Source organism: Myxococcus sp. XM-1-1-1 (genome assembly GCF_020037095.1).
GTDB lineage: Bacteria > Myxococcota > Myxococcia > Myxococcales > Myxococcaceae > Myxococcus > Myxococcus fulvus.
Window position 1 is genome coordinate 50805 of the sequence record NZ_JAIQDH010000002.1, and the last position, 25768, is coordinate 76572.

Consider the following 25768-nt stretch of genomic DNA (forward strand, 5'->3'; position numbering starts at 1 on the left):
AATTAGGTCGAACGACCTATATTGTCCTCCCGTGAGGCACGGACGGTCCGTGTCCGTGCACGGGAGTCTTCATGGAGTCCGAGGGAAGCGTCGTCCTGGTGGGTGGCTATGGCGTGGTGGGAGTCCGGCTCGCCCGGCTCTTGAGGGAGCGGCACCCGAAGCTGCCGCTGGTCATCGCCGGACGCCGGCAGGAGCAGGCCGCCGCGCTCGCCTCCCAGCTCGGGCTGGCCCAGGGCGTGGCGATGGACATCCGCGCCAGGGACCCGCTGGCCGTGCTGAAGGGCAGGCCCGCCGCCGTCGTCACCCTGGTGAACGACCCCGAGGACCACCTCCTCGTCTGGGCCGCGCGCGCCGGGGTGCCGCTGTTGGACATCACCCGATGGACCTCGCGCATGCGCTCCGCGATGTTGCGCCTGTCGGGCACGCCCCCTCGCGCGCCCGTGCTGCTGGGCTCCTCGTGGATGGCGGGGCTGGTGCCTCGCCTGGTCGCCGTGGCCGCCGCGCGCGTGGGGGCGCTGGCCCAGGTGGACGTGGGCATCCGCTTCGCGCTCGCCGACGTGGCGGGACCGGACTCCCTCGAGTACATGGACCGGCTGGCCCTGTCCTTCGAGGTGAAGGAGGACGGCCAGGAGCGCCACGTGCTGCCGCTGACGGATGGACGGAAGGTGACCTTCTCCGACGGGAAGAGCACGCGGGTGTTCCGCCTGGACACGCCCGAGCAGGCCACGCTGCCCGCGGTGCTGGGCGCGCGCGGCGTGGCGACGCGGATGGGCTTCGACGCGGACTCCGCCACCTGGGCCCTGGTGGTCCTCCAGCGGCTCGGCGTGCTCAAGCTGCTTCAGCATCCCCGCCTGACGCGCCTGCGCCGCGCGCTGCTCGCCACCAGCAACAAGGGCGGTGACGCGGCCTGGGTCGCGGACGTGGTGGGCGAACGCGGCCGCGTCCGGGTCGAGGTGGTCGACCCCAAGGGCCAGGCCCACCTGACGGCCGTGGGCGCGCTGCTCGGCGTGGAGCGGCTGCTCGGCGTCGACGGCGCGCCGCCGCACGCCCCCGGCGTGTGGTTCCCCGAGCACGAGCCCCGCGCCGAGCACGCCCTCGCGGCGCTGCGCGCGTGCGGCGTCCAGGTGCGCCTCGACGAGTCGCTCGTCGGCGCCGCCCCCGTCCCGTCGATGGTGGCCGCGTGAGCCCCCGCCGCGCGAGCAAGCCGCCCGGCACGCTCCCCTCCGCGAAGCCCCGCGCGGGCACCGCCGTCCACGCGAAGGGCCACGAGCGCGTGGAGCGCATCCTCGACGCGGCCATGGACGTCCTCGTGGAGGAGGGCTCCGCGGGCCTCGCCCTGCGCGGCGTGGCCCAGCGCGCGGGGCTGAGCCTGGGCAACCTCCAGTACTACTTCCCCACCAGGCAGGACGTGGTGCGCGCGCTCCTGTCGCGCTACCTGGAGGCCGCCATCCGCCACGTCCGCGAGCGCATGGACGGCGCGGGCACGCACCCCGACCAGCGGCTGCGACACGCGCTGGACGCCATCCTGGAGGACCAGGAGTCCCCCCGGCACTTCCAGCTCTTCGCCGAGCTGTGGGCCCTGGCCGCGAGGGACACCATGGTGGCCGAGGCGCTCGGGGTCTTCTACGCGGGCTATCGCGAGGGGCTCGTCGAACTGCTCACGCCGCTGACCCCCGGGCTCACGCCCGCGCGCCGTGAGCGGCGAGCCGCCCTGTTGATGGCCTTCTTCGAGGGCCTGTCCCTCTTCCGCGGCGGCGGCAGCCTGCGCTCCGTGGCGGTGCCGGGACTGGAGCAGGAGCTGCGCGCCCTCTGGGCCGACTGGACGACCCCGCCCGAATGACGGCGCGCCTTCAGTCCTCGGCGACGAGCACCGACTTGAGGCGCTCGAGCGCCTCCGGGGGGACGTCCATGAACGCGAGCCCCACCTCGTAGACGGCCGCCGCGTCCTTGGGCAGCTTGCGCAGCCACGCGACGCGCGCGCGACACTCCAGCGTCGTGCCGTCCCCCAGGAACAGGTCCACCTCCAGGTTGCTGCCCTCGGTGTACGCGTCGTCGGAGTAGATGCGCACGCCGCCGAGGCTCGCATCCAGCACCCGCTGCTTGTCCCCGAACTTCAGTCGCGCCGGGCGCGCATAGAGCGGCGCCTGGAGGCGAGGGAACGAACGGCGGTCATCCGCCAGGCTGCTCTTCTGACTTGCTGGGTTCATCATCGGCGCTCCCCCCGTCAGGATCCGGCGGGTCTCACGGGCCTGTCACGAGCATAGGGGATTCAGACGCGCCGTGCAGGTGGGTCACTGGAACAACCCCGCCACCACCGCGAGCAGCCCGCCCACGGCCGCGGAGACGACCTCGCCCCCCTCCACCGCGGCTTCGACGGCCGTGCCCACCCCCTCGGCGGCGCTGCCCGCCAGGTCCACCGCCCCCACCGCCAGCTCCACCACGTCCACCGATTCGGCCGCCTGCTCCATCGTGGACTGAAGGACTTCCGTCACCCGGGTGCGGGTCGGGGTGTCGCCCGCCACCTGGGAGAGCGCGACGGCCGCGGCCGCCGTGGTGCCCGCCGCCGTCAGCCCCACCACCAGCGGACGCTTCCAGCGGCGGTGCCAGTCCATCAGCTGCTTCAGCTCGTTCGCGTCCAGCCACAGCCCGTGGCAGCGCGAGCACACATCCACCGCGCAGACCTCCGTGCGCACCTGGGACAGCGTCTCGTCGCAGGACGGACAGCGCGCGGCGGGTGAGCCACACAGGCCACATTCTTCGCGCGTGGCCGGAACATGGTGCCGCGCGTGGCGGCAGCGCCGGGTCGCGGAGGGCAGCGCGGCCTGGAGCGCCTCCGTCCTCCAGCCCGGCGCCAGCCGCTCCAGCTCGCCCGCGTCCAGCCAGTGTCCCTGGCAGCGCGCGCAGGTGTCCACGGGGACACCGCGCAGGTCGATGACGCGCAGCGGGGGCGCGGGGGGCGGGCAGACGGGGCAGGAGCGTTCCATGACCCGGGCATCCTTCCATGAATCCGCCGGGGCCCGCAGGGGGTGTCGACGCGGGGCTCACGGGGGCGGGATGCGCAGCCTGCGGCCGTACGAGGGCACGCCCGCGTCGTTCACGATGAAGAGCTGGTAGTAGCCCGGCGGCGCGAGGTTGCGGTTGGGGGGCGCGGTGACGGTGAGGGCGCCGGAGGTCCGGGTGAAGGCCAGGGTGAGCAGCCGCTGGTTCATGTCGAAGGTGTGCGTGGTGGAGTTGAGCGCGATGAGCGACACGCGGGTGATGCGGGCCGCGTCGGGTGTCGTGATGAGGAAGGTGGCGCCGGGCTGGGACGTGGTGGGCGCGGCGGTGATGACGGGGCGCGCGCCCTTGAAGAGGTAGGGCGGGGAGAAGACCTCCGCGGTGCGCTCGTTCGCGCCGCCGGCCGACAGCACGCGCCCGTCCGGCAGGAGCGCCGCGGTGGAGTGATAGCCGCGGTAGCGCACCTGGCTGGCCAGCGAGGTCCAGGTGTTGGTGGCGGGGTTGTAGAGCTCCGCGTGGCGGACGGGCGAGGTCGCGTCGTCGAAGCCGCTGCCGCTGCTGCCGCCGACGATGAGCACGGTGCCGTCCGGCAGCAGCACCGCGTTGTGCTGGCGCCGGCGGATGCTCATGGGCGCCACGTACCGCCAGCTCGGCGCCGCCACGGTGAGGTCTATCTGCTCCACGGTGGCGGTGGGCGGCTCGCCTCCGCCGAAGAGCGTCACCTTGCCGTCGATGAACACCGCGGGCCCATAGCTGCGTCCGCCGAAGTTGCTCAGGGGGCCGGTGGTCCAGGCGCCGTTGCCATTGGGGTTCAGCCAGAGCGAGCCGCGCAGCGAGCCCGCGTAGAAGAGCTGGCCGTTGGGCGCCAGGAACATCTTCGGATAGAAGGGCAGGTTGCGCCGGGCGCCCGTCAGCGTGCGCCACGTGTTGGTGCCCGCGATGAAGCGCTGGGGAATCTCGTTGATGTCGCCCGCTCCGGCGATTTCTCCGGAGATGACCACCACGTCGCCGTTGGAGAGCGTGGTGTTGGTGGGGTACCAGCGCCCGGCGTTCATGTCCGGCAGCCGGGTCCAGGTGTTGGTGTTGAAGTCGAACGCGCTGGTGTCGGGCAGGCCCACGTGGCTGGCGATGTGGCCGCCCGTCACCAGCAGCTTGCCGTTGGACAGGAAGCTGTGGCCGCTGCAGAAGATGTTGTAGCCCGCGTACGGATACGTGGTGAGCGCCCCGGTGGACGGGTCCCAGCGGCGGGGTGGCAGCGCGCCCTCGTCGAACTCGCCGAAGAAGAGCACCTTGCCGTCCGGCATCAGCGACAGGTGCGTGGCGGAGATGGGCCAGGTCAGCACGCTGGACCAGCGCCCCGTCAGCGACGGCACCTGGGCCCTGGCCGAGGTGGCGCCCAGCACCACGAGGCCCAGCAGGTGGACGGCGAGGACCGCGCACCGACGAGGCAGGGGAGGGTGGCGCATTGGCGGGCTCCAGGCGGGGTCGGGCGGACGAGGGGCCAGAACCTAGGGACGTCGCGCGCGGGCGCGAGCTGTCCGCCCGTCGCAAGTCACTGACGGCTGGGTGACGAGCCGTGCCACCGGAGGACCGTTGTCCGCGGAGGGCGCGAGGTGGCTTGGTCCTCTGTCTGGCTCGATTCGTGTCGACGAAGGAGATGTCCCGATGAGGTGCCGTTGGCTGCTGTGGGTGGGTCTGCTCGTGGGGTGTGCCCCGGCCTCGGGAGCGCCGGAGCCGGTGGAGGCGGCGGCTTCGCCCTTGTTGGAGTCCTGGGAGTACTGCTCGCGCACGGCGGTGTCGCTGGGGGTCACGCTGGTGGAGGACAGGCCCTACACCCCGCCGATGGCGCCGAGCACGGGCGGCATGGTGTTCAGCGCGGAGGACGCGGAGCGCGGCCGCGAGCCCTGGGTGAGCTCGGGCGCGCCGGGCGCGGGGACGCGGCTGTTGAAGGACGTGTTCCCAGGGGTGGGCGGCTCGGAGCCGACCTGGTTCACGCGCGTGGGCGCGAAGGTGTTCTTCGCCGCGAACGACCCGGCGGCGGGGCGGGAGCTGTTCGTCTCGGATGGGACGCCGGAGGGCACCGTCCGGGTGAAGGACATCTGGCCCGGCGAGGTGGGCTCGTTCCCGAACGCGCTCTTCGAGTACCAGGGGCTGTTGTACTTCACGGCGGGAGACCCGGCGCATGGGCGGGAGCTGTGGCGCAGCGACGGCACGGCGGCGGGCACGGTGCTGGTGGAGGACCTGGAGCCGGGGGTGGAGGACTCCTCGCCGGACCAGCTCACCCGGGGTGGGGACGGCGCGCTGTACTTCGTCATCTCGTCCCGGGGGTTGTTCACGCGGCTGATGCGGCTGGGGGTGGGGCCGAACGCCGCCGAGGTGGTGCGTGTGCCCAGTGACCTGGGCTTCCAGTTCCCGTTGGTGCCCGTGGGCCGCAAGCTGTTCTTCGTCAGGAGCCAGCAGCACCACGGCGCGGTGGGGTTGATGGTGTCGGAGGCGGGAAGGGCGCCGGCGATGCTGGGCACCTTCGCGCGCGTGGGGGAGCTGGCGGCGGTGGGGGAGCGGCTGGTGTTCAGCGCCGCGGCGCACATGGAGGACGAGAACCTGGAGTTGTGGCGCAGCGACGGCACGGCGGCGGGCACGGTGCTGGTGGAGGACGTGCGCGCGGGCAACGTCGGCTCCAATCCGCGGAACTTCGCGGTGCTCGCGGACACGCTCTTCTTCGCCGCGGACGACGGCACCCACGGCGTGGAGCTCTGGGACAGCGACGGCACGGCCGCGCGCACGCGCATCTTCGGGGACCTGGAGCTGGGGCCGGGCGGCTCGTTTCCGCAGGCGCTGACGGTGGTCGAGGACCACCTGTTCTTCAGCGCGGACATCCGGGGGCGGGGCCAGGAGCCGTGGGTGAGCAACGGCTTTCGCGTGGGCACGGTGCCGCTGACGGAGCTGGCGCCGGGGCCTCGGGGCTCGTCGCCGAGGAGCTTCCGGCGCTCGGGGTGGAGCGTCTTCTTCTCGGCGGAGGATGCGACGGGGGTGCGGCGGCTCTTCACGCTGCCGTTCCGGCCGGACGGCAGGTGCCTTGTGCCGGGGCCGTGAGCACCTGGAGGAAAACAGGTCCCGGGACGTTGTAGACAGGGGGCATGGCTCCCTTCTGGGACAATGGCGCCGTTCGCGGCGCGCGGGTGCGGTGTCCGGGCTGCACCCGCTTCAATCCTCCCGGTGTCCGGTGTCCGAGCTGCGCCTGTGGTCCGGTGGCGCCCGAGCACTACGGCGCGGCGCGCATGCTGTTGCACGCGGGGGTGGACCGCTTCGCGCTGACGGGGCGACTGGAGGCGCTGGAGCCCGGGCTGGCCCGACAGCTGGAGGCCCAGTACTCCGGGCAGTGGGCGGGGGTGTTGCGCATCGTCGAGGACGCGCGGCGCTGCGAGCCCTTCCTGACGCTCGGGGGCTTCGTCGAGGAGGCGGAGGACCGCTGGGCGGACGTGGTCCCCTGGAGCCAGCCGCCGGTCTCTCGTGACGCGGCGGCGGAGGCGGATGACTCGCTGGAGGCGCTCTACCAGCGGAGCGAGGACCCGGGCGTGCGACAGCTCGCGGCGCTCGCGGCGGTGAACCGGGGCCGGCCGTCGCGAGAGCTGTACTCCGCGGCGCAGGGCGCGCTGTACGCCGACGGGCTCGCCTGTCTGGAGGCCGCGCTCGCGTTGACGCGCTGGCGGGTCTGGTTCGTCGCGCCGTCGAGCCGGCCGCAGCGGGAGCTCATCGCCCGCCATGCGCGCGACGTGTTCGCGAATCATCCGGAGCATGCCGCCCGCGCCGCCGTGGCCTGGGTGCGAGCCACCGGCAAGGCGCCGGAGGTGGACCTGTTGCTCGCGCTGCGCGAGGGCCTGCGCGCCCAGGACGAGGACATCGCCTTCGAGTGCGCGCTCGTGTTGGGGGACGAGAGAGGGCTGCTCGCCGCGCTGCGCTCGGACGCCGAGGCCAGGGCCGCGCAGGGCTCAGACGACAAGGCCAGCGCAGCGCAAGGTTCGGCCGTTGAGGCCAGAACCGTCCAGGGCGCGGACGATGAGACCAGCGCAGCGCAAGGCTCGGCTGATGAGGCCAGAGTCGTCCAGGGCGCGGACGAAAAGGCCAGAGCCGCGCGTGGCTCGGACGACAAGGCGAGGGGCGCGCTGAGCTTGGACGGTGAGGGCAATGCCGCGCAGGACTCGGATGCCGAGGACCGGGCCGCGCTGGCGGCGAGGACGCTGGCATCAATGGGTGCCCCCGCATTACTCACGGTCCTGCGGGAGACGCGGAGCGCGGTGCTCGCGCGCGAGGTGATGCGGCGCTGGCCCGCGCCCGCCTCGTGGGAAGCGGTGGACGCGCTGCTGACGGTCTCCGCTGGATTCGATGACGGGCTCATCGAGCCGCTGTCCCAGTGGGCGCGCCAGACGCCCTACGCGAGCCTGCCGCCCGAGGTGCGCGAGCGCTGGCGGCAGTGGGCCGATGCCCGCCTGGGGACGTTGCCCGCGGCGCGTGTGCTGCGATTGCTGGAGTGGGTGCGCGAAGGCGACGAGGCCCCGGACGATGCGTCCGCGACAGCTTTCCAGCGCGCCGCGGGCCAGGCCCTGTCCCGCGCGTCTTCGTCCGAGCGCGCGGAGTTGCTCCACTCGCGCGCACTCGTGGACTTCCTCGTCCACGGAGACGTGGAGGAACTGGCCCTGGTGCACACCTGGGCGCGGGACGCGGCGTGCGCGGCGCCGCTCCTGGAGTTGCTCGTGTCGCTGCCCGGACGCCTGCGTCGCGAGCGCCCGGTTCCGGGGCGGTGCGCGCGGCTGCTGATGGCCGCGTGGGAGCGCCCCGCGCGCTCGACGATCCTGGCGCCCTTGAACAAGGCGGTGCGCTCCTGGAGCGGCATCTCCGGACGCGAGGAGCTCATCGACGCGGTGTGGCTGCGCTTCCAGCGTCACCCCGTCGAGCGCGCGGAGCTGCTGGCCGCGTTCGAGCCCTGGCGACAGGAGCTCTGGGAGCGTCAGCGCGCGGCGCAGCCGGACGCCATCGCCATCTTCGAGACCTGGTGGCGCGTGGACTCACAGAAGAGGCTGCCCGACCTGGTGTCCTTCCTCGTGGAGAACGCGCCCGTGGAAGCGCTGCCCGCGAGGCTCCCCTTCGTCTGGGCGGCGGCCGAGGCGCGGGTGGACACGTGGCCTCGCCCCACGTCACACGCAGTCTTCCTCGCCGCCGCGCCGCTGGCCGGGGCCCTGCGCTCGGGACACGACGCCCTCGTCCCCGACGCGGAGCGCTTCCTCGCGTGGTTCCCCGGCTTCGAGGCGCGGGTGCTCGCGGCGTCCTCGCCCGAGGCCGAATCCAGCTACCAGCGGGACCTGCTCGAGGACCTGCACGTCGAGGTGCGGCTGATGCGCGAGGCCCTCGAGCGTCGAGCCGAGGAGGCAGAGGCCCTGCGCCAGGCCGAGCTGCGCAAGCGGGTGGAGGAGTCGCGGCGCCGCGACCAGGAGCGTCAGCTCGAGCTCGCCCGTCTCGAGGTCGAGGCCGCCGCGCTCGAGGCCGCACAGGCCCGCGCGGAGCAGGAGGCACACCAGGCCCGCCTGGCGGAAGCGCTGGCGCGGTTGGGGCCGCGTCCCACGCAGCTGCGACGGTTCGACGCGAACCCCCAGGTGGAGCTCCTCCCCATCGACGTGGAGGTCATCTTCCCCGGCGCGACGATGGCCTCGGTGCTGGACTACTCGCGCATCCTCAAGGCCCTCAGCATGGGCGACGACGCACTGGAAGTGTTTGCCGCCAATGGCCTGTCCGTGACGTCGTGGGGCACGGAGGGCCGCGCCTGGGGCGAGGCGATGATTCGACGCCCGGAGCTGGGCCTGCGCTTCTCCCAGCTCTTCCACGCGCCTTGGAGCTGAAGCGCTACTGCGCGGTGGAGCCGCCGTCGAGAATCATCTCCGCGCCCGTCATCAGCTTCGACTCGTCCGAGGCGAGGTAGACCACGGCGTTGGCCACGTCATCCGGCTCCCCCATCGCGCCCTGCGGAATCGTGCGCCGCAGCCCCTCGCGAGCCCGCTCCGGCGAGCCCGAGGACGCAATCAGCGCCTTCACCATGTTCGTCTCGATGAACGTGGGGTGGATGGAGTTGCACCGGATGCCGTAGCCGTGGTGCGCGCAGTGCAACGCCACCGACTTGGTGAACATGTGCACGGCGGCCTTCGCGCTGCCGTACGCCACCAGCGTGGGCACGCCGATGAGCCCCGCCACGGAGGAGATGTTGATGATGGAGCCCCTGGCGCCTGACTTGCGCATGGCCTGGATGCCGTGCTTGCAGCCCAGGAACGTGCCGTCCAGGTTGACCGCGTGCACCAGCCGCCACTCGGCCAGGGTGATGTTCTCCACGTCCTTGGGCACGCCCAGGCCCGCGTTGTTGACGAGCACGTCCAGCCGGCCGAACTTCTCCAGCGTCACCTCCATCGCGCGCACCCAGTCCTCCTCGCGCGTGACGTCCAGCGGGACGAACAGGCCCATGCCCTCACCCAGGGATTTGGCCACCTCGACGCCGGCCTCCTCCTGCTGGGGCCGGTCCGTCACCACCACCCTGGCGCCCTCGCGCGCGAGCATCCGCGCCGCCGCGCTGCCCAGCCCGCCCGCCGCGCCCGTAATCAGTGCCACCTTGCCTTCCACGCGCTTCATCGTCGTGCCTCCCGTCGAACAGCGTGTCTTCAGACAGGTCCATTGGGCGTGAGCAGCACCTTGCCGCCGCGTCCACCCTCCATCGAGCGCGCGAGCGCCTCCTGGATGGCGTCCAGCGTGAAGGTGCCCTCCACCGCCGTCTTCAGCGTGCCGTCGGCCACCAGCTTCGCCAGTCGGCCGAACGTCTCCTGCTGCTGCTCGCGCGGGGCGCGCTTGAGCCACAGCACCAGCCAGAAGCCGCGCAGGGTGATGTCCTTGAAGATGGAAGCCGCGGCCGACAGCTTGGGGCCCTTGCCGGACATGACGCCGTAGTTCACCACCGTGCCGCCGGTGGCGAGCGAATCCCCCAGCCGCCGCGTGGAGTCGCCGCCCACCGCGTCGATGGCCAGCCGCACCTTGGCGCCGCCCGTCGCCGCCTTCACGCGCTCGGGCAAATCATCCGTGTCCGTCAGCACCACGTCCGCGCCCAGCTCGGTGAGCTCCTTCGCCAGCTCCTCGCGGCGCACCACGTTGAGCGTCTTGTAGCCGGCCTGCTTCGCCAGGGTGATGAGGTAGCGGCCCACCGCGGAGTTGGCGGCGTTCTGCAGCACCCAGTCCCCGGGCTTCAACGCGCCGAACTCGCGCAGCAGGATGTCCGCGGTGGGCGGGTTGACGAACAACATGGACGCCTGCTTCAGGTCCGTGCCGGGGGGCACCGTCACCAGACCCTCGGCGGGCGCCACCAGGTGCGTGCGCCACGTGCCCGCGCCCAGCGGCAGGAACACCAGGTCTCCCACCTTCACGGCCGAGGTGTCCTTCACCTCCACCACGCGGCCCACGCCCTCGTTGCCCGGCACCGCCGGCAGCTTGGGCAGCGAGCCGTACTGACCCGACAGGGTGAGCACGTCCGACGGGTTGATGGGCGTGGCCAGGACCTCGATGCGGACCTGCCCCGACTCGAGCGCCGCGTCGGGCTCCTCCACCAGCTCCACCACCTTCAACGGATGCCCGAACTTCGAAAACCGGACCGCTTTCATGGGTTGCTCCGAGTGCGCGCGGGAATTCGGGTCCGCACCCTAGCGACCTTCGGGCCCGGAGCCGAGCACGCACTCCAAGTCGTCGCGGCAACCCGTTCGCCAGGGTGGGGGCGCCGGGCACGGTGTCCACCGGCGGACGCGAGGGGAGGGGCAGGGGAGCACGAGGGCCTCGCATTCCCGCGTCGCGCTGCTCACCTTGCGTGGTGACTCGGGGCGGCTGGGTGGCGAGGAGGCGACAGTGGGCAGCAACGTGCGCGCGGGGATGACCCTGGGCCGACCGATGGAGGCCGCGACGGTGGCGGCTCCGCTGGCCGTTCCGTGGAGACGCAGGATGACGGGGCTCCTACGGCCCCTCTTCGCGGTGGCCGGGGTGGGCATGCTGGCGCTGCTGGTGCGCAAGGTGGGCCCGCATGAGCTCGGGAGCGTGCTGCTGGGCGCCGCGCCGTGGCTGCCGTGGGTGGTGCTCCTGGAGGTGGGACGTCAGGGCATGGACGCGCTCGCCACGCGCGCCTCCTATGGCGCGAGCGCGGAGCGGGTGCCCCTGAGGGTGCTGGCGCGCGCGCAGCTCATCGGCACCGCGGTGTCCAGCATGGCGCCCGCGGGCCGCGCGGCGGCGGAGGCCACCAAGGCCGCGCTCCTGTCACCCCACATGGGTGGCGGCACCGCGGCGGCCGCGGCGGCCACGTCCCAGGCGGCCTCGCTGGCGGCCGGCGGCCTCATCTCCTTTCCCTGCGCGGCGGCCTCGTTCCTGCTCACGGGCTGGTCCGTCTTCACGCTGGCGATGCTCGGTCACGGCGTGGTGCTGGTGCTGGCCTCCACGGGCGTGCGTGCGTGCATGCGCGCCCAGGGACCGTGCGCGTGGCTGGCGAAGCGCTCGCGCAGGTGGGCGCAGCTCACGGAGCAGTTCCGCGAGACCGCGTGCCACGGCCCGCTGCTCCCGAAGAGCCCCGTGCTGGCCTTCCTGGGCAGCCGCACGCTGCAGGTGGCGCAGTACGCGGTGCTGACGCACGCGGTGGGCATCGACACGTCGGTGGTGCAGGCGCTCTTCTCGCAGGGCCTCTACCTGTGCGCGCTGGCGGTGGGCTCGCTGGTGCCCGGCCAGGTGGGCGTGAGCGACGGCGCCTTCGCGCTGGCGGCGGGCGTGCTGGACACCACCGCCGCGCGCGCCATGTCGGTGGCGCTGCTGGGCCACCTGGTGCAGCTGGTCTTCGTGCTCGCCGGCGCGCTCACGCCGCTGGTGTGGCGGATGCCTGGGGTGGCGCGGCCGGCCTCACCCTCACCGGCGTGCCGTTGAAGGCCGCGTTGCCGCTGACGGCGTCCACCGCGTGGTCGTCCGTCAGGTCGTTCTGGCTGATGCCCGCGTGCTCGCTGGCCACGCGCAGCTTCGTGCCCTGACGGCGATGGCCATAGCCGTGCGGCAGGCTCACCACGCCCGGCATCACCTCGTCCGTCACCGCCACCGGCACCGTCACCTCGCCCACGCGGGAGGTGACGGTGGCGTCCACGCCGTCCGCCAGCCCCAGCCGCGACGCGTCCTCCGGGTGCACCATCAGCGTGCAGCGCGGCTTGCCCTTGAGCAGGCCCGGCACGTTGTGCATCCAGGAGTTGTTGTCGCGCAGGTGTCTGCGGCCGATGAGCAGCAGCTCGCCCGCGCGCGCGTCGGGCGCCCCGCCCTCCGGGAACGTCTGGGCGAGCCGCTGCACGTCCGCGACGAGCAGCGGAGGGGCCAGGTGCAGGCGCCTGTCTTTCGTCTGAAGCCGCTCGGGCAGGCACGGCTCGAGCGGGCCCAGGTCCACGCCGTGCGGTGAGGCGCGCAGCTTCGACAGCGACAGGCCTTGGCGCAGCGGATGGAACCGGCTGCCGTGCGGGCCCAGGCGCAAACCGATGTCCAGCATCCGCTCCGGCCCCAGCCGCGTGAGGGTCTGGTAGCGCAGCGTCTGGCGCACGGACGGACGGCCCTTGCGCAGGGTCTCCAGGCGGTGCTGCAGCGCGAGGACGATCTGCCAGTCGTGACGCCCCTCCGGCCCGGGCTCGAACAGCGGCGGCGAGTACTTGGCGGTGTTGCGCACGGCCAGCGCGTGGAAGGCCACGTCGTAGTGGCCGCGCTCCAGCGGGGACACGGGCGGCAGGATGATGTGCGCGTGGCGTGTCGTCTCGTTGAGGTACGGGTCCACGCTCACCATGAAGTCCAGCCCCTGGAGCGCGCGCTCCAGCTGCGCGCCGTTGGGCGTGGACAGCACGGGGTTGCCCGCCATGGTGACGAGCGCGCGCACGCGGCCGTCGCCCGGGGTGAGCATCTCCTCGGCGAGCACGGCCGAGGGCAATTCGCCGCCCGTCTCCGGCAGCCCACGCACCCGGCTCTTCCACCGGCCATGGCTGCCCCGGCCGAGCGCCATCGCCTTGGGGCCGCAGATGATGTCGAAGGCGGGCTGGGTGAACATGGCGCCGCCCTCCTTGTCCAGCTGGCCCGTCACCGCGTTGAGCACGTTGATGAGCCACTGGCACAGCGAGCCGAAGGGCTGCGTGGACAGGCCCATGCGCCCGTAGCAGACGGCCGCGTCGGCGGCGAGGAAGTCGCGCGCGAGCGTGCGCACCGTCTCGGCGGGGACTCCGGTGTGCGGCGCCACGCGCTCGGGCGGGAAGTCGCGCGCGAGCGCTCGCACGGTGTCGAGCCCGTCCGTGAGTGCGTCCAGGTGCCCCGTCCTCGGCGGGTGCTCGTGGAGCACGACGTGCAGCAGCGCGAGCAGCAGCAGCGCGTCCGTGCCGGGGCGGATGAAGACGTGCGTGTCCGCGATGGCCGCCGTCTCCGTGCGGCGCGGGTCCACCACCACGAGCTTGCCGCCGCGCTGCTGGATGGCGCGCAGCCGGGTGCGCACGTCCGGGGCCGTCATCAGGCTGCCATTGGACGCGAGCGGGTTGGCGCCCATCACCAGCAGATAGCGCGTGCGGTCCAGGTCCGGGATGGGCACCAGCAACTGGTGGCCGAACATGAAGTACGACACCAACTGGTGGGGGAGCTGGTCCACCGACGTGGCGGAGAAGCGGTTCTTCGAGCGCAGCGCGCGCACCAGCTCCGAGCCGAACACCATGTTGCCCAGGTTGTGCACGTTGGGGTTGCCCAGGTACGACGCCACCGCGTCGCGCCCGTGCGCCTCTTGCACCGCGTGCAGGCCCTTCGCCGCCTGGTCCAGCGCCTCGTCCCACGACACGCGCTCCCAGCCCGTCTGGGTCCGCCGCATCGGGTGGCGCAGCCGGTCCGGGTCCTCGTGCAGGTCCTTGAGCGCCAGCGCCTTGGGACACACGTGGCCCCGGCTGAACGGGTCCTCGTCGTCTCCCCGGATGGAGGTGATTCGCTCCTCCCGGAGTTCGATGCGCAGGCCGCACATGGCCTCGCACAGGTTGCACGTACGGAAGTGGACCCGGGACGTGGCCTTGGCGCTCATGCCGCGCACTCTACACAACGCCAATGCCTGACGCGGATGGCGGTGCCATGAAAGGATTGTGTCACGAGGAGAACACATGCGCCGGATGGAGCCGTGGGTCATCGCCGTGGGGTTGTTGGCATTGTCGCCGCTGGACGTGGGGGCCACCGAGCCGCCCCGAATCGTCGTGTCCAAGGCCCGGGCGCTGAGCTTCACCCGCCAGGACGCGGTGGTGGGGCGGGCCGAGGAGGTGCGGATGGGGATGACGATGCAGCAGGATTTCTACATCACCGCGCCCTTCATGGAGCCGGAGCCCATCGACGTCTCCACCGAGATGTTCCAGGCGCAGGTCTTCACCCCGCTGGAGGTGAAGGGGCCCCTCGTCACCAAGGCGAAGCTCGCCTATGGCGACGTGGTGGACGTGATGAAGGACCCGCAGGGACGGCAGAAGCGGCAGGTCACCGTCGTCCACCAGAAGACCTACGTGGGTGAGGCCAGGGCGGGCCGTGTCGAGGTGACGGACGCGAACGGCCAGCCGGTGCCGCCGGAGGAAGCCGAGCTGGTGCGCAAGGACCTGGACGGGCTGGGCGCCGAGGACCCCATCGCCGCCGCCTTCCCCCGGGGCCCGGTGAAGGTGGGCGCGAAGCTGGACGGCGTGGCGCGCGCCTTCGAGAAGCTCCTGCAGAAGGGCAACCCCGCGAGCGTGAAGTTCCGCAAGACGCGCGTCCAGCTCCAGGAGATCCACGAGGACCCGCGCGGCCTCGTCGGCCTGTTCCTCGTCTCCACCACGATGGAGCTGGCCCCGGACGAGCAGAACCCCATGACCACCACCATCGCCTACCAGGGGACGATGCACGTGCTGGGCGAGGGCACCGAGCTGACCGCCTTCAACCTGCAGGGGCCCGTCGTCTACACCCCCATCCCCGCGATGAAGGCCAAGGGCATGCAGGTGAAGGGCAAGGGCGACTCGGTCCTCTTCTTCTCCGTCCAGCCCGTGAAGAAGCCCTGACGACACGTCGCGTCAGTCCCCGTCGCGTCGGGACTGGAATGGCCCGGCGCGACGCCCGCATGGCCGGCTGCTCCGCGGAGCAGCGCGGGCGTGACAGCACGCTGACAGAGAATGGGCAGGGTTGGGCGTTAGAGGGTTCCCATGTTCCTGCACGCGCTCGGTCACTTCCATCCGCCCAACCTCCTCACCAATGCCTTCCTGGAGGAGCTGGGCCTCGAGACCTCGGACGCGTGGATATTGGAGCGGGTGGGCATCCGCTCCCGCCACACGGTGCTGCCGCTCGACTACCTGCGGCAGACGCGCAACCGGGACGTGCGGGCCGCGCAGGAGGCCGCGCTCTACAGCAACGCGCAGACGGGTGCCCACGCCGCGCGCCTGGCGCTCACGCGCGCGGGGCTGAAGCCCTCCGACATCGGCCTCGTCGTCGCGGGCGGGTGCAGCCCGGACGAGTGCATCCCGGCCGAGTCCAACCGCGTGGCGCAGGAGCTGGGCATCGACGCGCCGGCCGTGGACCTGCAGAGCGCCTGCTCGTCCTTCTGCACGCAGCTGCACTTCCTGACGGGCATGCGCCCGGAGCGGCTGCCGGAGTACGTGCTCGTGGTGAACATGGACAACTCCACGCGCGTGGTGGACTACGCGGACCGCTCCAGCGCGGTGCTGTGGGGCGACGGCTCCTCGGCGGCGGTGCTGTCCCCCCGCGTGCCGGGCCGCTGGCGAATCACCGAGACCCGGCTCGCCGGAGACCCCTCGGGCGCGGACAAGGTGCGCGTGCCGCGCATCGGCCACTTCACCCAGCACGGCGCGGAGGTGCAGAAGTTCGCCATCCGCCGCGCGGGAGAGACCTTCCTGGACCTGCGCGCCGACTACCTGGCCCGACACCCGGACCAGGGGCCCGGCGACGTCACCTTCATCGGCCACCAGGCCAACCTGCGCATGCTGGAGGCCGTCCAGCGCCGCTGCGAGGTCCCCGAGTCACGCCACTTCTTCAACGTCCACGTCCGGGGCAACACCGGCGCGGCGGGCGCCCCGGGCGTCCTGAGCGAGCACTGGGACGACCCCGGCCTGGGCGACGCCCTGGTCCTGAGCGTGGTGGGCAGCGGGCTCACCTGGGCCGGCGCCCTGCTCGAGCGCACTCGCGCCGCCCCCTGACGCACCCTGGCACCCCGGTCCGAAGTGTCCGACCGGGCGCCCGTCATGCAGCCTCCTTCCCCGCACGTCGGAGAGCGCTGGTATGTTCTCCAACGAGCGTCATGGCCCCGACACCCCGCGACATCCCCCTCCCGAGCTCCCCGTGGCTGACGGCCCCGGTCCCGTGCGCCTCGACGCCGGGCGTGGGCGGGGCCTCACCCCGGGTCCGCTCCGTCCACTGCTCCACAGGGAACTGGAACGATCTGCTGGCGGTCGCGTCCAGGCATGCGCACCTATCCGGGCACCGTACTCGGACAGGGCGGGGGTCGGACGCATGAGAGAGCAGGCGTGGAAGAGCGCGCGGTGGCTCGTGCTGGGGTGGGTGCTGGCAACGGGCGCGGCGCAGGCGGGACAGAAGCAGGTGGGTGGAGTCCACATGCCGGACTCCCTGCAGCTCCAGGGGCGCACGGTGGAGCTGGCCCACATGGAGCTGCACAAGCGCTTCTTGTTCAAGGTGTACGTGTGGAGTCTCTATCTGGAGTCGCGGCCGAGGAGCGCCTCGGAGGCCATCGCCTCCAACTCCGTGAAGCGGCTGCACTTCCGCTTCCTGCGAGACATCACCCGCTCGCAGCTGGTGGACAGCCTGCGCAACGGCCTGTACCGCAACCCGGAGCTGCGCGAGGGGCCTCTGTCCCAGCAGCTGGGCGTCATGCTCGCGTCGCTGCGTGACGTGGAGAAGGGCGGGGACCTCATCATCACCTACACCCCGGATGGCGGCCTGGAGGTCGGCGGCGCGGCCAGCGGCGGCGTGTTCATCCCCGGCAAGACGTTCGCCGACGCGCTCTTCGCCGTCTGGCTGGATGTGCACCCCATCTTCCCTCGTTGAAGCTTTACACCCGGGCCCTCTGGCGGGGGTCCAGGCTGGCGAAATGCCCGTGTGGGTTCTTCCTGACCTTGGAACTTCCAGGCAGTAGGCTGGAGCTCCAACCATCGCTGTCAGGAGAATACATACACATGCGGACACGGCTGATTCTGGCTGCGCTCGTCGCGCTCTCCACCACGGGATGCGTCTCTCAGGGCAAGTTCGACGCGAAGGCCCTGGAGGCGGAGAACCTCACCAAGGGCCTCAACGACGAGAAGGGCGCGCGTGAGGCCGCCGAGGCCAAGGTCAAGGAGCTGACGGAGAAGATCGCCGCGCTGGAGGAGGAGAAGAAGGCGCTGGAGACCCGGCTGACCACCTCCGAGTCGCGCCTCACGGCGGGCGCCGCCGAGCGCCGCGCGTTGCAGGACCAGAACGCGCAGCTCGCCGCGCTCAACGAGGAGCTGGCGCGCAACTCCAAGAAGCTGGCCCAGGCCAAGGAGGAGCTGGAGAAGAAGAGCTCCGAGTACGAGAGCCTGGCGCAGAGCCTCAAGTCGGAGATCTCCGAGGGCAAGATTGAGTTGTCCGAGCTGAAGGGCCGCATGACGGTGCAGCTCAAGGACAAGATCCTCTTCGCGTCCGGCTCCGCGCGCGTGGGCAAGGAGGGCGGCGAGGCGCTGAAGAAGATCGCCGACGCGCTCAAGAGCGTGCAGGGGAAGATCATCCGCGTCGAAGGACACACGGATGACGTTCCGACGGGCGGCGGCCAGTTCCCCACCAACTGGGAGCTGAGCCTGGCGCGCGCCATGGCGGTGGTGCGGGCGCTGCAGGACGCGGGCGTGGACCCGACGACGCTGTCAGCGGCGGGCTACGGGCAATACCAGCCCATCGCGGTCAATGACTCGCCCGAGAATCGCAGTCTGAATCGTCGTATCGAAATCGTTCTCGCACCCAAGTTGTGAAAGCGTTAGGGAGGTCGGGCGCCTTCGCGCCCTTCCCCCCATGAGAACGTTCCTGGCCGTTTTGTGTTTCTGCCTCGCCGCCGGAGCCTGGGCACAGGCTCCGGACGGCGGTGTCGCCGACCCCGACGCGGGCGTCCCCACGGGCGTGTTGACGAAACCGCCCGAGCTGCTGCGTCAGGTCGAGGCCCCCTATCCACCCGAAGCCGCCGCCCAGCAGCTCGAGGGCACGGTGGTGATGTTCATCGACATCTCGGAGACGGGCGCCGTCACGAATGTCGAAATCACCCAGCCCGCCGGCCACGGCTTCGACGAGGCCGCCGTGGAGGCCGTGAAGCAGTTCGAGTTCTCCCCCGCGGAGGTCGACAACGTCCCCGCCCCGGTGCGCATCCAGTACGCCTACCAGTTCGTCTTCCGGCCGGTGGCCCCGCCCACCGACGCGGACGGCGGCACCGTGGAGCCCGAGGCCCCGGTGAACTTCAGCGGCCAGGCGCTGGAGCGCGGCACGCGCAAGCCGCTCAACGGCGCGGAGGTGGTGCTCCCGGAGCTGGACCGCTCCACCGTGGCGGACTCGGAGGGGCGCTTCTCCTTCCGGGGCGTGCCGCTGGGCACCCACGAGGTGCTGGTGGTGCAGGGCGGCTATGACCGCTTCAAGACGCGGGAGACGGTGTCCGAGGGCCGCGAGACGCGCGCCACGTACTACGTGCAGAAGCGCATCTTCAGCCCCTTCGAGACGGTGGTGCGCAGCGACCGTGAGCGCAAGGAGGTGACGAGCACCACGCTCCAGGTGGCCGAGGTGCAGCGTGTGCCCGGCACCCAGGGCGACACGCTCAAGGTGGTGCAGAACCTGCCCGGCGTGGCGCGCCCGGCCTTCAACGGCGGCGCCCTGGTCATCCGCGGCACCAGCCCCCAGGAGTCCGGCGTCTTCCTGGACGGCCAGCGCATCCCCCTGCTGTTCCACTTCGGCGGCCTGACCAGCGTCTACAACTCCGAGCTCCTGGAGTCGCTGGACTACCTGCCCGGCAACTTCTCCTCGTACTACGGCGACATCACCGGCGGCGTCATCAACGTCAACAGCCGCGAGCCGAAGATGGACCGCATCCACGGCACCGTGGGCGTGAGCCTCATCGAGTCCAACGCGGTCATCGAGGGGCCCATCACCGACACGCTGGGCTTCGCCATCGGCGGCCGGCGCTCGTACATCGACCTGGTGCTGGGCGTGATTCCGGAGGGCGACGACGGCCCGAGCCTCCAGGTGGCGCCGCGCTACTACGACGCGCAGCTCAAGCTGGTGTGGAAGCCGATTTCACGCCACACCTTCACGCTGCAGGGCATCACCTCTCGGGACCGGCTGGGGCTGGTGTTCGACCGACCGTCGGACGACGACCCGTCCGTCAACGGCAACCTGGACGTGACGACGGGCTTCAACCAGCTGCGCCTGCGTCACCAGTACCGCGGGGAGCGGCTCACGCTGGACACGCACGCGCTGGTGGGCAACACGCTGGTGGAGTTCGAGATTGGCGAGCGCAACCTGCGCATCGCCTCCACGGACCTGAACCTGCGCGCCACGGCGGAGTACGCGCTGGTGGAGCCCTTCACCCTGGCGGGTGGCGTGGACGTGACGAGCAGCTTCGCGAACGTCAAGGCGCGCATCCAGCGCCCGCCTCGCGAGGGTGAGCCGCCCAGCCCGCTCGTCACCGAGGACCTGCTCGACACCGATGGCGACTTCCTCCAGTACTTCCCCTCGCTGTGGCTCGAGGGGCGCTGGCGTCCGTTCAAGGGGCTCTTGGTGGTGCCGGGCGTGCGGTACGAGGGGTATGTCTTCACGGACCAGAAGAAGGCCAAGCGCACGCTGAACCCGCGTCTGGCGGTGCGCTACGCGCTGACGGACACGCTGACCCTGAAGGGCGGCGCGGGCGTGTACCACGGGCCTCCGGTGCAGGATGAGCCCAGCCTCGCGTTCGGCAACCCGGACCTCTCCGCGAAGCGCTCGCTCCAGTACGGCGTGGGCGCGGAGTGGCAGCCCGTGCAGGAGTGGTTCGTCAGCGGCGAGGTCTTCTACAACGATTTGGACAACCTCATCAGCCGCTCGGACGCGCTGGTGGAGCGCGACGGGGAGCTGGTGCCGGAGCGGCTGAAGAACGGCGGCATCGGCCGGGTCTACGGCTTCGAGCTGCTCGTGCGCCGCGCGCTGACGGAGCGCCTGTTCGGCTGGATTGCATACACGCTCAGCAAGAGCGAGCGCCGGGACGCGCCCGGGGCGAACTGGCGCCTGTTCGACAACGACCAGACGCACGTGCTGACGGCGATTGCGTCCTACAAGCTGCCGAGGGGCTGGGAGGTGGGCGCCAGGTTCCGCTTCGCGTCCGGCAACCCGACGACGCCGGTGGTGGGCTCGGTGCGTGACGACGGCACCGACGTGTTCCTGCCGCTGTTCGCGGGGGTGAACTCGCGGCGGCTGCCGTCCTTCAACCAGCTGGATGTCCGCGTCGACAAGATCTTCGTCTTCGACAAGTGGACGCTGGACCTCTACCTGGATTTGACGAACGTCTACAACAACGCGGCGGTGGAGGGCATCGCCTACAACTACAACTACACCCAGAGCGCCTACTTCGAGGGACTGCCCATCCTCCCCGTCATCGGCGCCAAGGGGAGCTTCTGACCATGCGCGCGTGCGTCTTCCTCTCCCTGGCCGCGGCGCTGCTGGCGTGTGGCCCCGACTTCGAGCTGCAGAGCGAAATCCGGCGGGTGCGGGTGCTCGGCATCCGCGCGGAGCCGCCGGAGCTGGTGCTGGACCCGGACACGGGCGCCTTGCCTGGGCCCACGTCCTTCACCGCGCTGGCGGTGGCGCCGGACGCGCGGCCCGTCACCGTCACCTACGCGCTGTGCCGGCTCAACGGCAACCCGTACGACGGCCGCTGCCCCGGTGAGAACGGCGTGCCGCTGGCGGATGGCACCCTGTCCTTGCAGAACCCCGACGTGCAGGCGGTGCTGCGGCAGGCGCTCCAGGCCGCCAACCCCAACGGCGGCGCCACGCCCGACCCGGACGACCCGCGCACGCGCGCGGCGCTGGAGAAGGGCATCCCCCTGTTCGTGGGCTACGAGGCGACGGACGGCTCCGGCACGCCCGAGGGCACCGAGCGCGGCGTGCGCCAGGTGCTGGTGCGCATGACGCGCGAGCCGAACCACAACCCGGGCGTGGCGGACATCCTGTGGAACGACGCGCCGCTGGTGGGGCCGCTGCCCTTGGACCAGGAGGTGGTGTTCCGCCCCACGCTCACCGAGGGCAGCCTGGAGGTGTTCACCGGCGAGGACGGCGCGGAGACGGAGCAGGTCTTCTACAGCTGGTTCGTCACGGGGGACGGCGAGGTGAAGGAGTTCCGCTCGCTGGAGCCGGTGGACGGCAAGCCGGGCGACCCCACGTCGAAGTACGAGACGCCCAAGACGCCCCAGCGCCTCACCGTGTACGTGGTGGCGCGCGACGGTCGTGGCGGCGTGGGCTGGCTCAGCCGCGAGGTGGACGCGGGGCCGTAGTCGAGCACCTGTCGATGGGGAAGCGGCCCGCCTTCGAGCGGGCCGTCTGCCTTTGAGGGAGGGGTCAACGGCTCCCGGCCCCGGAGGGCGGTGGGACTGTCTGGAATTGTCGCCACGTCGCGAGCGTGATGGGCGCGGGACACGGGTCCTGTATGTCTGGCGCGGACCGTGGCCCTCCCCCAGCGCGCGCCCCACGTCGCGCCACGGTCCTTCCCCGTCGGCAAGGAGCGTCCCTCATGGCTAACAAGTCCCAACCGGACTACGCCGGTCGTGCCCTCGACAGCTTGAAGCAGGCGTTGCGCGAGCGATTGGACCGCAATCAGCTCGTGCACCGAGAGGTCCCCTGGGATTCGGCGCGCACGGAGGTGTCGCCGCTCGCGGGCGGACGCGACGTGGAGGCGTGGTTCCTGGGCCCGCGCGCGGAGAACGCGGAGCTGTTCGAGCAGCTGGTGCTGGAGGCCCTGAGAGACCACTCCTTCTGGCGCCGCAACTTCCACCCCACGGACCCGCCCGCCATCACTCAGAGCATCAAGAGAGACCCGGGCTACCTGCGCGCGCTGGACACGCTGCACACGGAGTTCGACACGCTGCTGGCCGAGCTGAAGAAGTCCGCGCCGTTCTTCAGCATGCGCTACCAGGGCCACATGACGTGGGACCAGACGTTGCCGGGCATGGCGGGCTACTTCGCGGCCATGCTCTACAACCAGAACAACGTCGCGCTGGAGGCCTCACCGCTGACGACGGTGCTGGAGGTCCGCGTCGGTGAGGACCTGTGTCGCATGGTGGGCTACGCCGAGCAGGGGCAGGTGCGGCCCTGGAGCCACCTGACGTGTGGCGGCACCACCGCCAACATCGAGGCGATGTGGGCCGCGCGCAACCTCAAGTTCTACCCGCTGTCCCTGCGCGAGGCCTTGAGCAAGGAGCCCGCGCTCGCCGCCGCGAAGGGGCTGGAGGTCACCCTGCCGTCCGACACGAAGGCGCGGCTGCTGGACCTGAACGCGTGGCAGGCGCTCAACCTGGAGGTGGACGAGGTGCTGGGGCTGCCCACGCGCATCCAGGAGCAGTTCGGCATCCCGGTGGAGACGCTGACGGCGCGGCTGTCCGACTACACGCTCCAGGATTTGGGCCTGGTGGAGTTCACCCGGCGCCACCTGGGCGACGTGAAGGCGCCGGTGTTCATGGTGCCGGGCTCCAAGCACTACTCGCTGCCCAAGGCCGCGGCCATCCTCGGCCTGGGCGCGGACCACATGTACAGCGTCCCGCTGGACGAGGCCGGGCGCATGGACATGGAGATGCTGGAGTCGCGGCTGGACCAGTGCCGCGCGGACAAGCGGCCGGTCATCGCGGTGACGGCGGTGATGGGCACCACGGAGGAGGGGCTGGTGGACCCGCTCGCGTCGGTGGTGGGCCTGCGCAAGCAGAAGTACCACCCGCTGGACATGACCTTCTGCGTGCACGCGGACGCGGCGTGGGGCGGCTACTTCGCGTCGCTCCTGCGTCCGGCGCCCGGACCCAAGGGGGCGCGCTCGGGGCCGCCGGCGCCGGTGCTGCAGCTGAGCACCTACGCGATGAAGCAGTTCGAGGCGCTGCCGGAGGCGGACACCATCACCGTGGACCCGCACAAGACGGGCTACCTGCCGTACCCCGCGGGCGCGCTGTGCTACCGCAACCAGGCGATGCGCAGCCTCGTGGCCTTCGAGGCGCCGTACATCAACACCGCGGGCAGCCAGGAGGACCTCACGGTGGGCAAGTACGGCATCGAGGGCTCCAAGCCCGGCGCCGCCGCGGCGGGCGTGTACCTGAGCCACGCCGTCGTGCCGCCCGACCAGCGCGGCTACGGCAAAATCCTGGGCAGGGCGCTCTACAACTGCAAGCTGTTCCACGCGCGCCTCCTGATGATGAACGCGGTGGCGGACGGCTACCGGGTGGTGCCCGGCCCGCGCTTCGAGCTGCCGGAGAACCTGCGCAAGAAGTACGGCGGGACGCAGAAGGCGCTGGAGACGCTGCGACACCAGCTCTCCAACAAGCGCCACGAGGAGCTGCTCGCCAGCGCCCGCTCCGAGGAGCTGGAGCTGCTGCGAGAGATGGGCGCGGACCTCAACATCCTCACGTATGCCTTCAACTTCCAGACGGCGGACGGGCTCAATCCCAGCCTCGCCAAGGCGAATGACTTCAACCGGGGCATCTACGACAGGCTCGGCGTGAAGGCGGATGGCCGCGACATCTACGGCTACCGGCTGCTGGTGAGCACCACCGACTTCATCGAGGCGGACTACGGCAAGAAGTTCTTCGCCGACTACCAGGAGCGGCTCCTGGGCACGCCCACGCCCGAGGACGTCGAGGAGGGCCGCATCACCGTGCTGCGCTCCGTCATCATGGACCCCTGGATTACCGAGGACCTGGAGGGCCGCCCCTTCCTCGACACCATCATCCAGGAGCTGCGCGCCGCGGTGGAGGACACCCTCCTCGAGCTGCAGGGCAAGGCCACCCGCCGCGCCCGCTAGCCACGGGCCTCCGGCCACCTCGGAGTGCTCCGAGGTGGCCGATGTAGCCCGAGTCAACGGAAACCTTGTTTTGTCTCCGTAAATAAGAATTTACGAGAAGGCCCCTTGGCTCTGTTCGCGGGGAATGCTTGGTTGTGCGCTCCCCCTCACCTGGAAAGGTGCGCATCGAATGCGGAACTTCCTCGCAGTGACGGCTTCCATCCTGTCGCTCTCGCTGTTCGGCTGCAGCAACGCGGCGCCGGAGCAGGCCCCGGCCGAGCCGACGCCGGAGACCACGGAGCAGACCCAGGGCCTGACGGCCACGGGCGGCGGCTGTCAGTATGACTCCGAGTGTGCTTCGGGCCTGTGCTGGCTGGAGGCGGACTCGTACCCGCTCTACAACCCGTACTGGATTCGCGCGGACTCGTGCACCGAGGAGTGCTCGGGCCCGACGGACCACCAGAGCTGCCGTGACCTGGCGGCGTCCCTGAACGCCCCGTCGCCGTCCACGGCGCGCTGCATCCCCGCGCGCGGCGTCTACGACGACTACCCCTACGACGACATCTTCTACGTGTGCGACATGGTCGCCGCGGGCCTGGGCAACGTCGCCTGGGTGGAGTGATGTCCCTCGCGCCGTCCGGAGCAGGTGTCTCCGGGCGGCGCGGTGCTGTCGGGAAAGCCATGCCGATTCCATGATTGGCGTGCGGGGCCTTCCGGAGGGAATGCTCCGAGCCCATGGAACACAGGCTCCTGGTCGTGGGTGTGATTGCGGGGCTCGTGCTGGGCGCGTGTGCCCCGCGCGCGGTGCGTCCGGTGCCTCCCCTGGGGAGCGAGTCCGACGTGCGGACGCGGCCGGGGAGATACGTCGGCTACTCGGTGACGCTGAGCTTCTTGCAGACGGCTCGCCACCAGGGACACCTGGGCGATGTCGTGGTGACGGGCCTGGGCGAGGTGCCCCTGGCGACGACGTCACGGCGGCAGGGTGATGTCGCGCTGGAGCGGCGGCTCGCGCCCGGCCTGAGCATCGAACATCCCGTGATGATGGCGTCCCAGCTCCCCTCGGCGGCGCGACCCGAGCGGGTGCTATCGCGTGTCGAGGGACTCGACTACGACTACCTGCGCGACCAGGGATGGCTGTTCGAGCGCTGCGAGCCGGGCTTCGTGTGGCTGTGTGAGCCCGGCAACAGGGTGCTGGTGGCTCCCAGTTTCCAGGTGCTGGATGCGCTCATCGCGTACCTGGGGCGCTGGATGCAGGAGGGGCATCGCAAGGGCGCCATCGTCATCCAGGTGTGGGCGCCACTGGGCACGGTCGACCAGGTGAAGACTCGCATGGGCGCGCAGGACGGCTACACCGTCGCGTGGTGCAAGCCGGAGGAGTACCCGGGCCACCGTCTCCTCGTGCTCACGGGGCAGGGGACGCGGGTCTTCGCGCCGCTGGTCGACGGTCAGCCCGAGGCCATCGAGCAGCGCGGCAACACCGGCGTGTTGATTGGCGCGCCCGGGACGGAGCGTGGGGTCACCACGGTGTCCCGGCCCGGCTGCCATGCGCCCCATGCGGCCTGGGTCGACGTCGTCGGTTATGGACAGGTCGACGCGGCCATCGCGTGGTGGGGCCGCCGCCTGAAGGAGGGCGACCACGCGGGAGAGGTCTTGCTCCGGGTGTCGGGGCCCGAAATCCTCTACCTCGAGTGA

General features: G+C 71.3%; 20 protein-coding genes. 14 read left to right on the forward strand and 6 right to left on the reverse strand.

Annotated elements, in window-relative coordinates:
* Positions 1-71: 71 nt before the first annotated feature.
* Both K8640_RS04335 and K8640_RS43055 read left to right on the forward strand, forming a co-directional pair.
* A complete protein-coding gene (locus K8640_RS04335; RefSeq protein WP_223745910.1) occupies positions 72-1184 on the forward strand; it encodes a saccharopine dehydrogenase in 1113 nt (370 codons plus the stop codon).
* Positions 1181-1840, forward strand: a complete 660-nt coding sequence (locus tag K8640_RS43055; RefSeq protein WP_223745911.1) for a TetR/AcrR family transcriptional regulator — start codon at positions 1181-1183, stop codon at positions 1838-1840. The genes K8640_RS04335 and K8640_RS43055 overlap by 4 nt, the downstream gene beginning before the upstream one ends.
* 10 nt (positions 1841-1850) lie before the next feature.
* Here K8640_RS43055 and K8640_RS04345 read toward each other — a convergent pair whose 3' ends face one another.
* The 3 genes from K8640_RS04345 to K8640_RS04355 all read right to left on the reverse strand — a co-directional run bounded on the left by K8640_RS04345 (position 1851) and on the right by K8640_RS04355 (position 4463).
* Positions 1851-2207, reverse strand: a complete 357-nt coding sequence (locus tag K8640_RS04345) for a PilZ domain-containing protein (protein ID WP_223745912.1) — start codon at positions 2205-2207, stop codon at positions 1851-1853.
* 84 nt (positions 2208-2291) lie between these two features.
* Complete coding sequence (locus K8640_RS42445) at positions 2292-2984, reverse strand: zf-TFIIB domain-containing protein (RefSeq protein WP_255652663.1); 693 nt, start codon at positions 2982-2984, stop codon at positions 2292-2294.
* Positions 2985-3041: 57 nt separating this feature from the next.
* A complete protein-coding gene (locus K8640_RS04355; protein ID WP_223745913.1) occupies positions 3042-4463 on the reverse strand; it encodes a galactose oxidase-like domain-containing protein in 1422 nt (473 codons plus the stop codon).
* Between the two features lie 199 nt (positions 4464-4662).
* Between K8640_RS04355 and K8640_RS04360 the strand changes: the two genes are divergently transcribed.
* Both K8640_RS04360 and K8640_RS04365 read left to right on the forward strand, forming a co-directional pair.
* Positions 4663-6090 (forward strand): ELWxxDGT repeat protein, encoded by a 1428-nt coding sequence (locus K8640_RS04360; protein WP_223745914.1) that lies wholly within the window; start codon positions 4663-4665, stop codon positions 6088-6090.
* 44 nt (positions 6091-6134) lie between these two features.
* Positions 6135-8888, forward strand: a complete 2754-nt coding sequence (locus K8640_RS04365) for a hypothetical protein (RefSeq protein ID WP_223745915.1) — start codon at positions 6135-6137, stop codon at positions 8886-8888.
* A gap of 4 nt (positions 8889-8892) precedes the next feature.
* Here K8640_RS04365 and K8640_RS04370 read toward each other — a convergent pair whose 3' ends face one another.
* Together K8640_RS04370 and K8640_RS04375 are read right to left on the reverse strand one after the other, a co-directional pair.
* Entirely contained in the window at positions 8893-9666 is a 774-nt protein-coding gene (locus K8640_RS04370) for a glucose 1-dehydrogenase (protein WP_223745916.1), read from the reverse strand.
* A 29-nt stretch (positions 9667-9695) separates the two neighbouring features.
* Positions 9696-10682 carry a zinc-dependent alcohol dehydrogenase family protein gene (locus tag K8640_RS04375; protein ID WP_223745917.1) on the reverse strand — a complete coding sequence of 329 codons (987 nt, stop codon included), beginning with the start codon at positions 10680-10682 and terminating at the stop codon, positions 9696-9698.
* 196 nt (positions 10683-10878) lie between these two features.
* Between K8640_RS04375 and K8640_RS04380 the strand changes: the two genes are divergently transcribed.
* Positions 10879-11976 carry a lysylphosphatidylglycerol synthase domain-containing protein gene (locus K8640_RS04380; RefSeq protein ID WP_223745918.1) on the forward strand — a complete coding sequence of 366 codons (1098 nt, stop codon included), beginning with the start codon at positions 10879-10881 and terminating at the stop codon, positions 11974-11976.
* Here K8640_RS04380 and K8640_RS04385 read toward each other — a convergent pair.
* A complete protein-coding gene (locus K8640_RS04385) occupies positions 11909-14125 on the reverse strand; it encodes a molybdopterin oxidoreductase family protein (RefSeq protein WP_223745919.1) in 2217 nt (738 codons plus the stop codon). The two genes, K8640_RS04380 and K8640_RS04385, sit on opposite strands and share 68 nt — an antisense overlap.
* Before the next feature lie 76 nt (positions 14126-14201).
* Here K8640_RS04385 and K8640_RS04390 point away from each other — a divergent pair, with 76 nt between their 5' ends.
* The 9 genes from K8640_RS04390 (at position 14202) to K8640_RS04430 (ending at position 25768) form a co-directional block, all read left to right on the forward strand.
* On the forward strand, positions 14202-15113 hold the full coding sequence (locus tag K8640_RS04390; protein ID WP_223745920.1) for a hypothetical protein: 912 nt from the start codon (positions 14202-14204) through the stop codon (positions 15111-15113).
* Between the two features lie 141 nt (positions 15114-15254).
* Positions 15255-16262: a 3-oxoacyl-ACP synthase III family protein gene (locus K8640_RS04395; RefSeq protein WP_223745921.1), complete on the forward strand. Its 1008-nt coding sequence runs from the start codon at positions 15255-15257 to the stop codon at positions 16260-16262.
* 313 nt (positions 16263-16575) lie between these two features.
* Complete coding sequence (locus K8640_RS04400; protein ID WP_223745922.1) at positions 16576-17127, forward strand: chalcone isomerase family protein; 552 nt, start codon at positions 16576-16578, stop codon at positions 17125-17127.
* Positions 17128-17255: 128 nt separating this feature from the next.
* Complete coding sequence (locus tag K8640_RS04405) at positions 17256-18062, forward strand: OmpA family protein (protein ID WP_141327593.1); 807 nt, start codon at positions 17256-17258, stop codon at positions 18060-18062.
* A 40-nt stretch (positions 18063-18102) separates the two neighbouring features.
* A complete protein-coding gene (locus K8640_RS04410) occupies positions 18103-20721 on the forward strand; it encodes a TonB-dependent receptor domain-containing protein (protein ID WP_223745923.1) in 2619 nt (872 codons plus the stop codon).
* Positions 20722-20723: 2 nt separating this feature from the next.
* Positions 20724-21593, forward strand: a complete 870-nt coding sequence (locus tag K8640_RS04415) for a hypothetical protein (protein ID WP_223745924.1) — start codon at positions 20724-20726, stop codon at positions 21591-21593.
* A gap of 236 nt (positions 21594-21829) precedes the next feature.
* Positions 21830-24097, forward strand: a complete 2268-nt coding sequence (locus K8640_RS04420) for a pyridoxal-dependent decarboxylase (RefSeq protein WP_223745925.1) — start codon at positions 21830-21832, stop codon at positions 24095-24097.
* A gap of 169 nt (positions 24098-24266) precedes the next feature.
* Complete coding sequence (locus K8640_RS04425; RefSeq protein WP_223745926.1) at positions 24267-24698, forward strand: hypothetical protein; 432 nt, start codon at positions 24267-24269, stop codon at positions 24696-24698.
* A 113-nt stretch (positions 24699-24811) separates the two neighbouring features.
* Positions 24812-25768 (forward strand): hypothetical protein, encoded by a 957-nt coding sequence (locus K8640_RS04430; RefSeq protein WP_223745927.1) that lies wholly within the window; start codon positions 24812-24814, stop codon positions 25766-25768.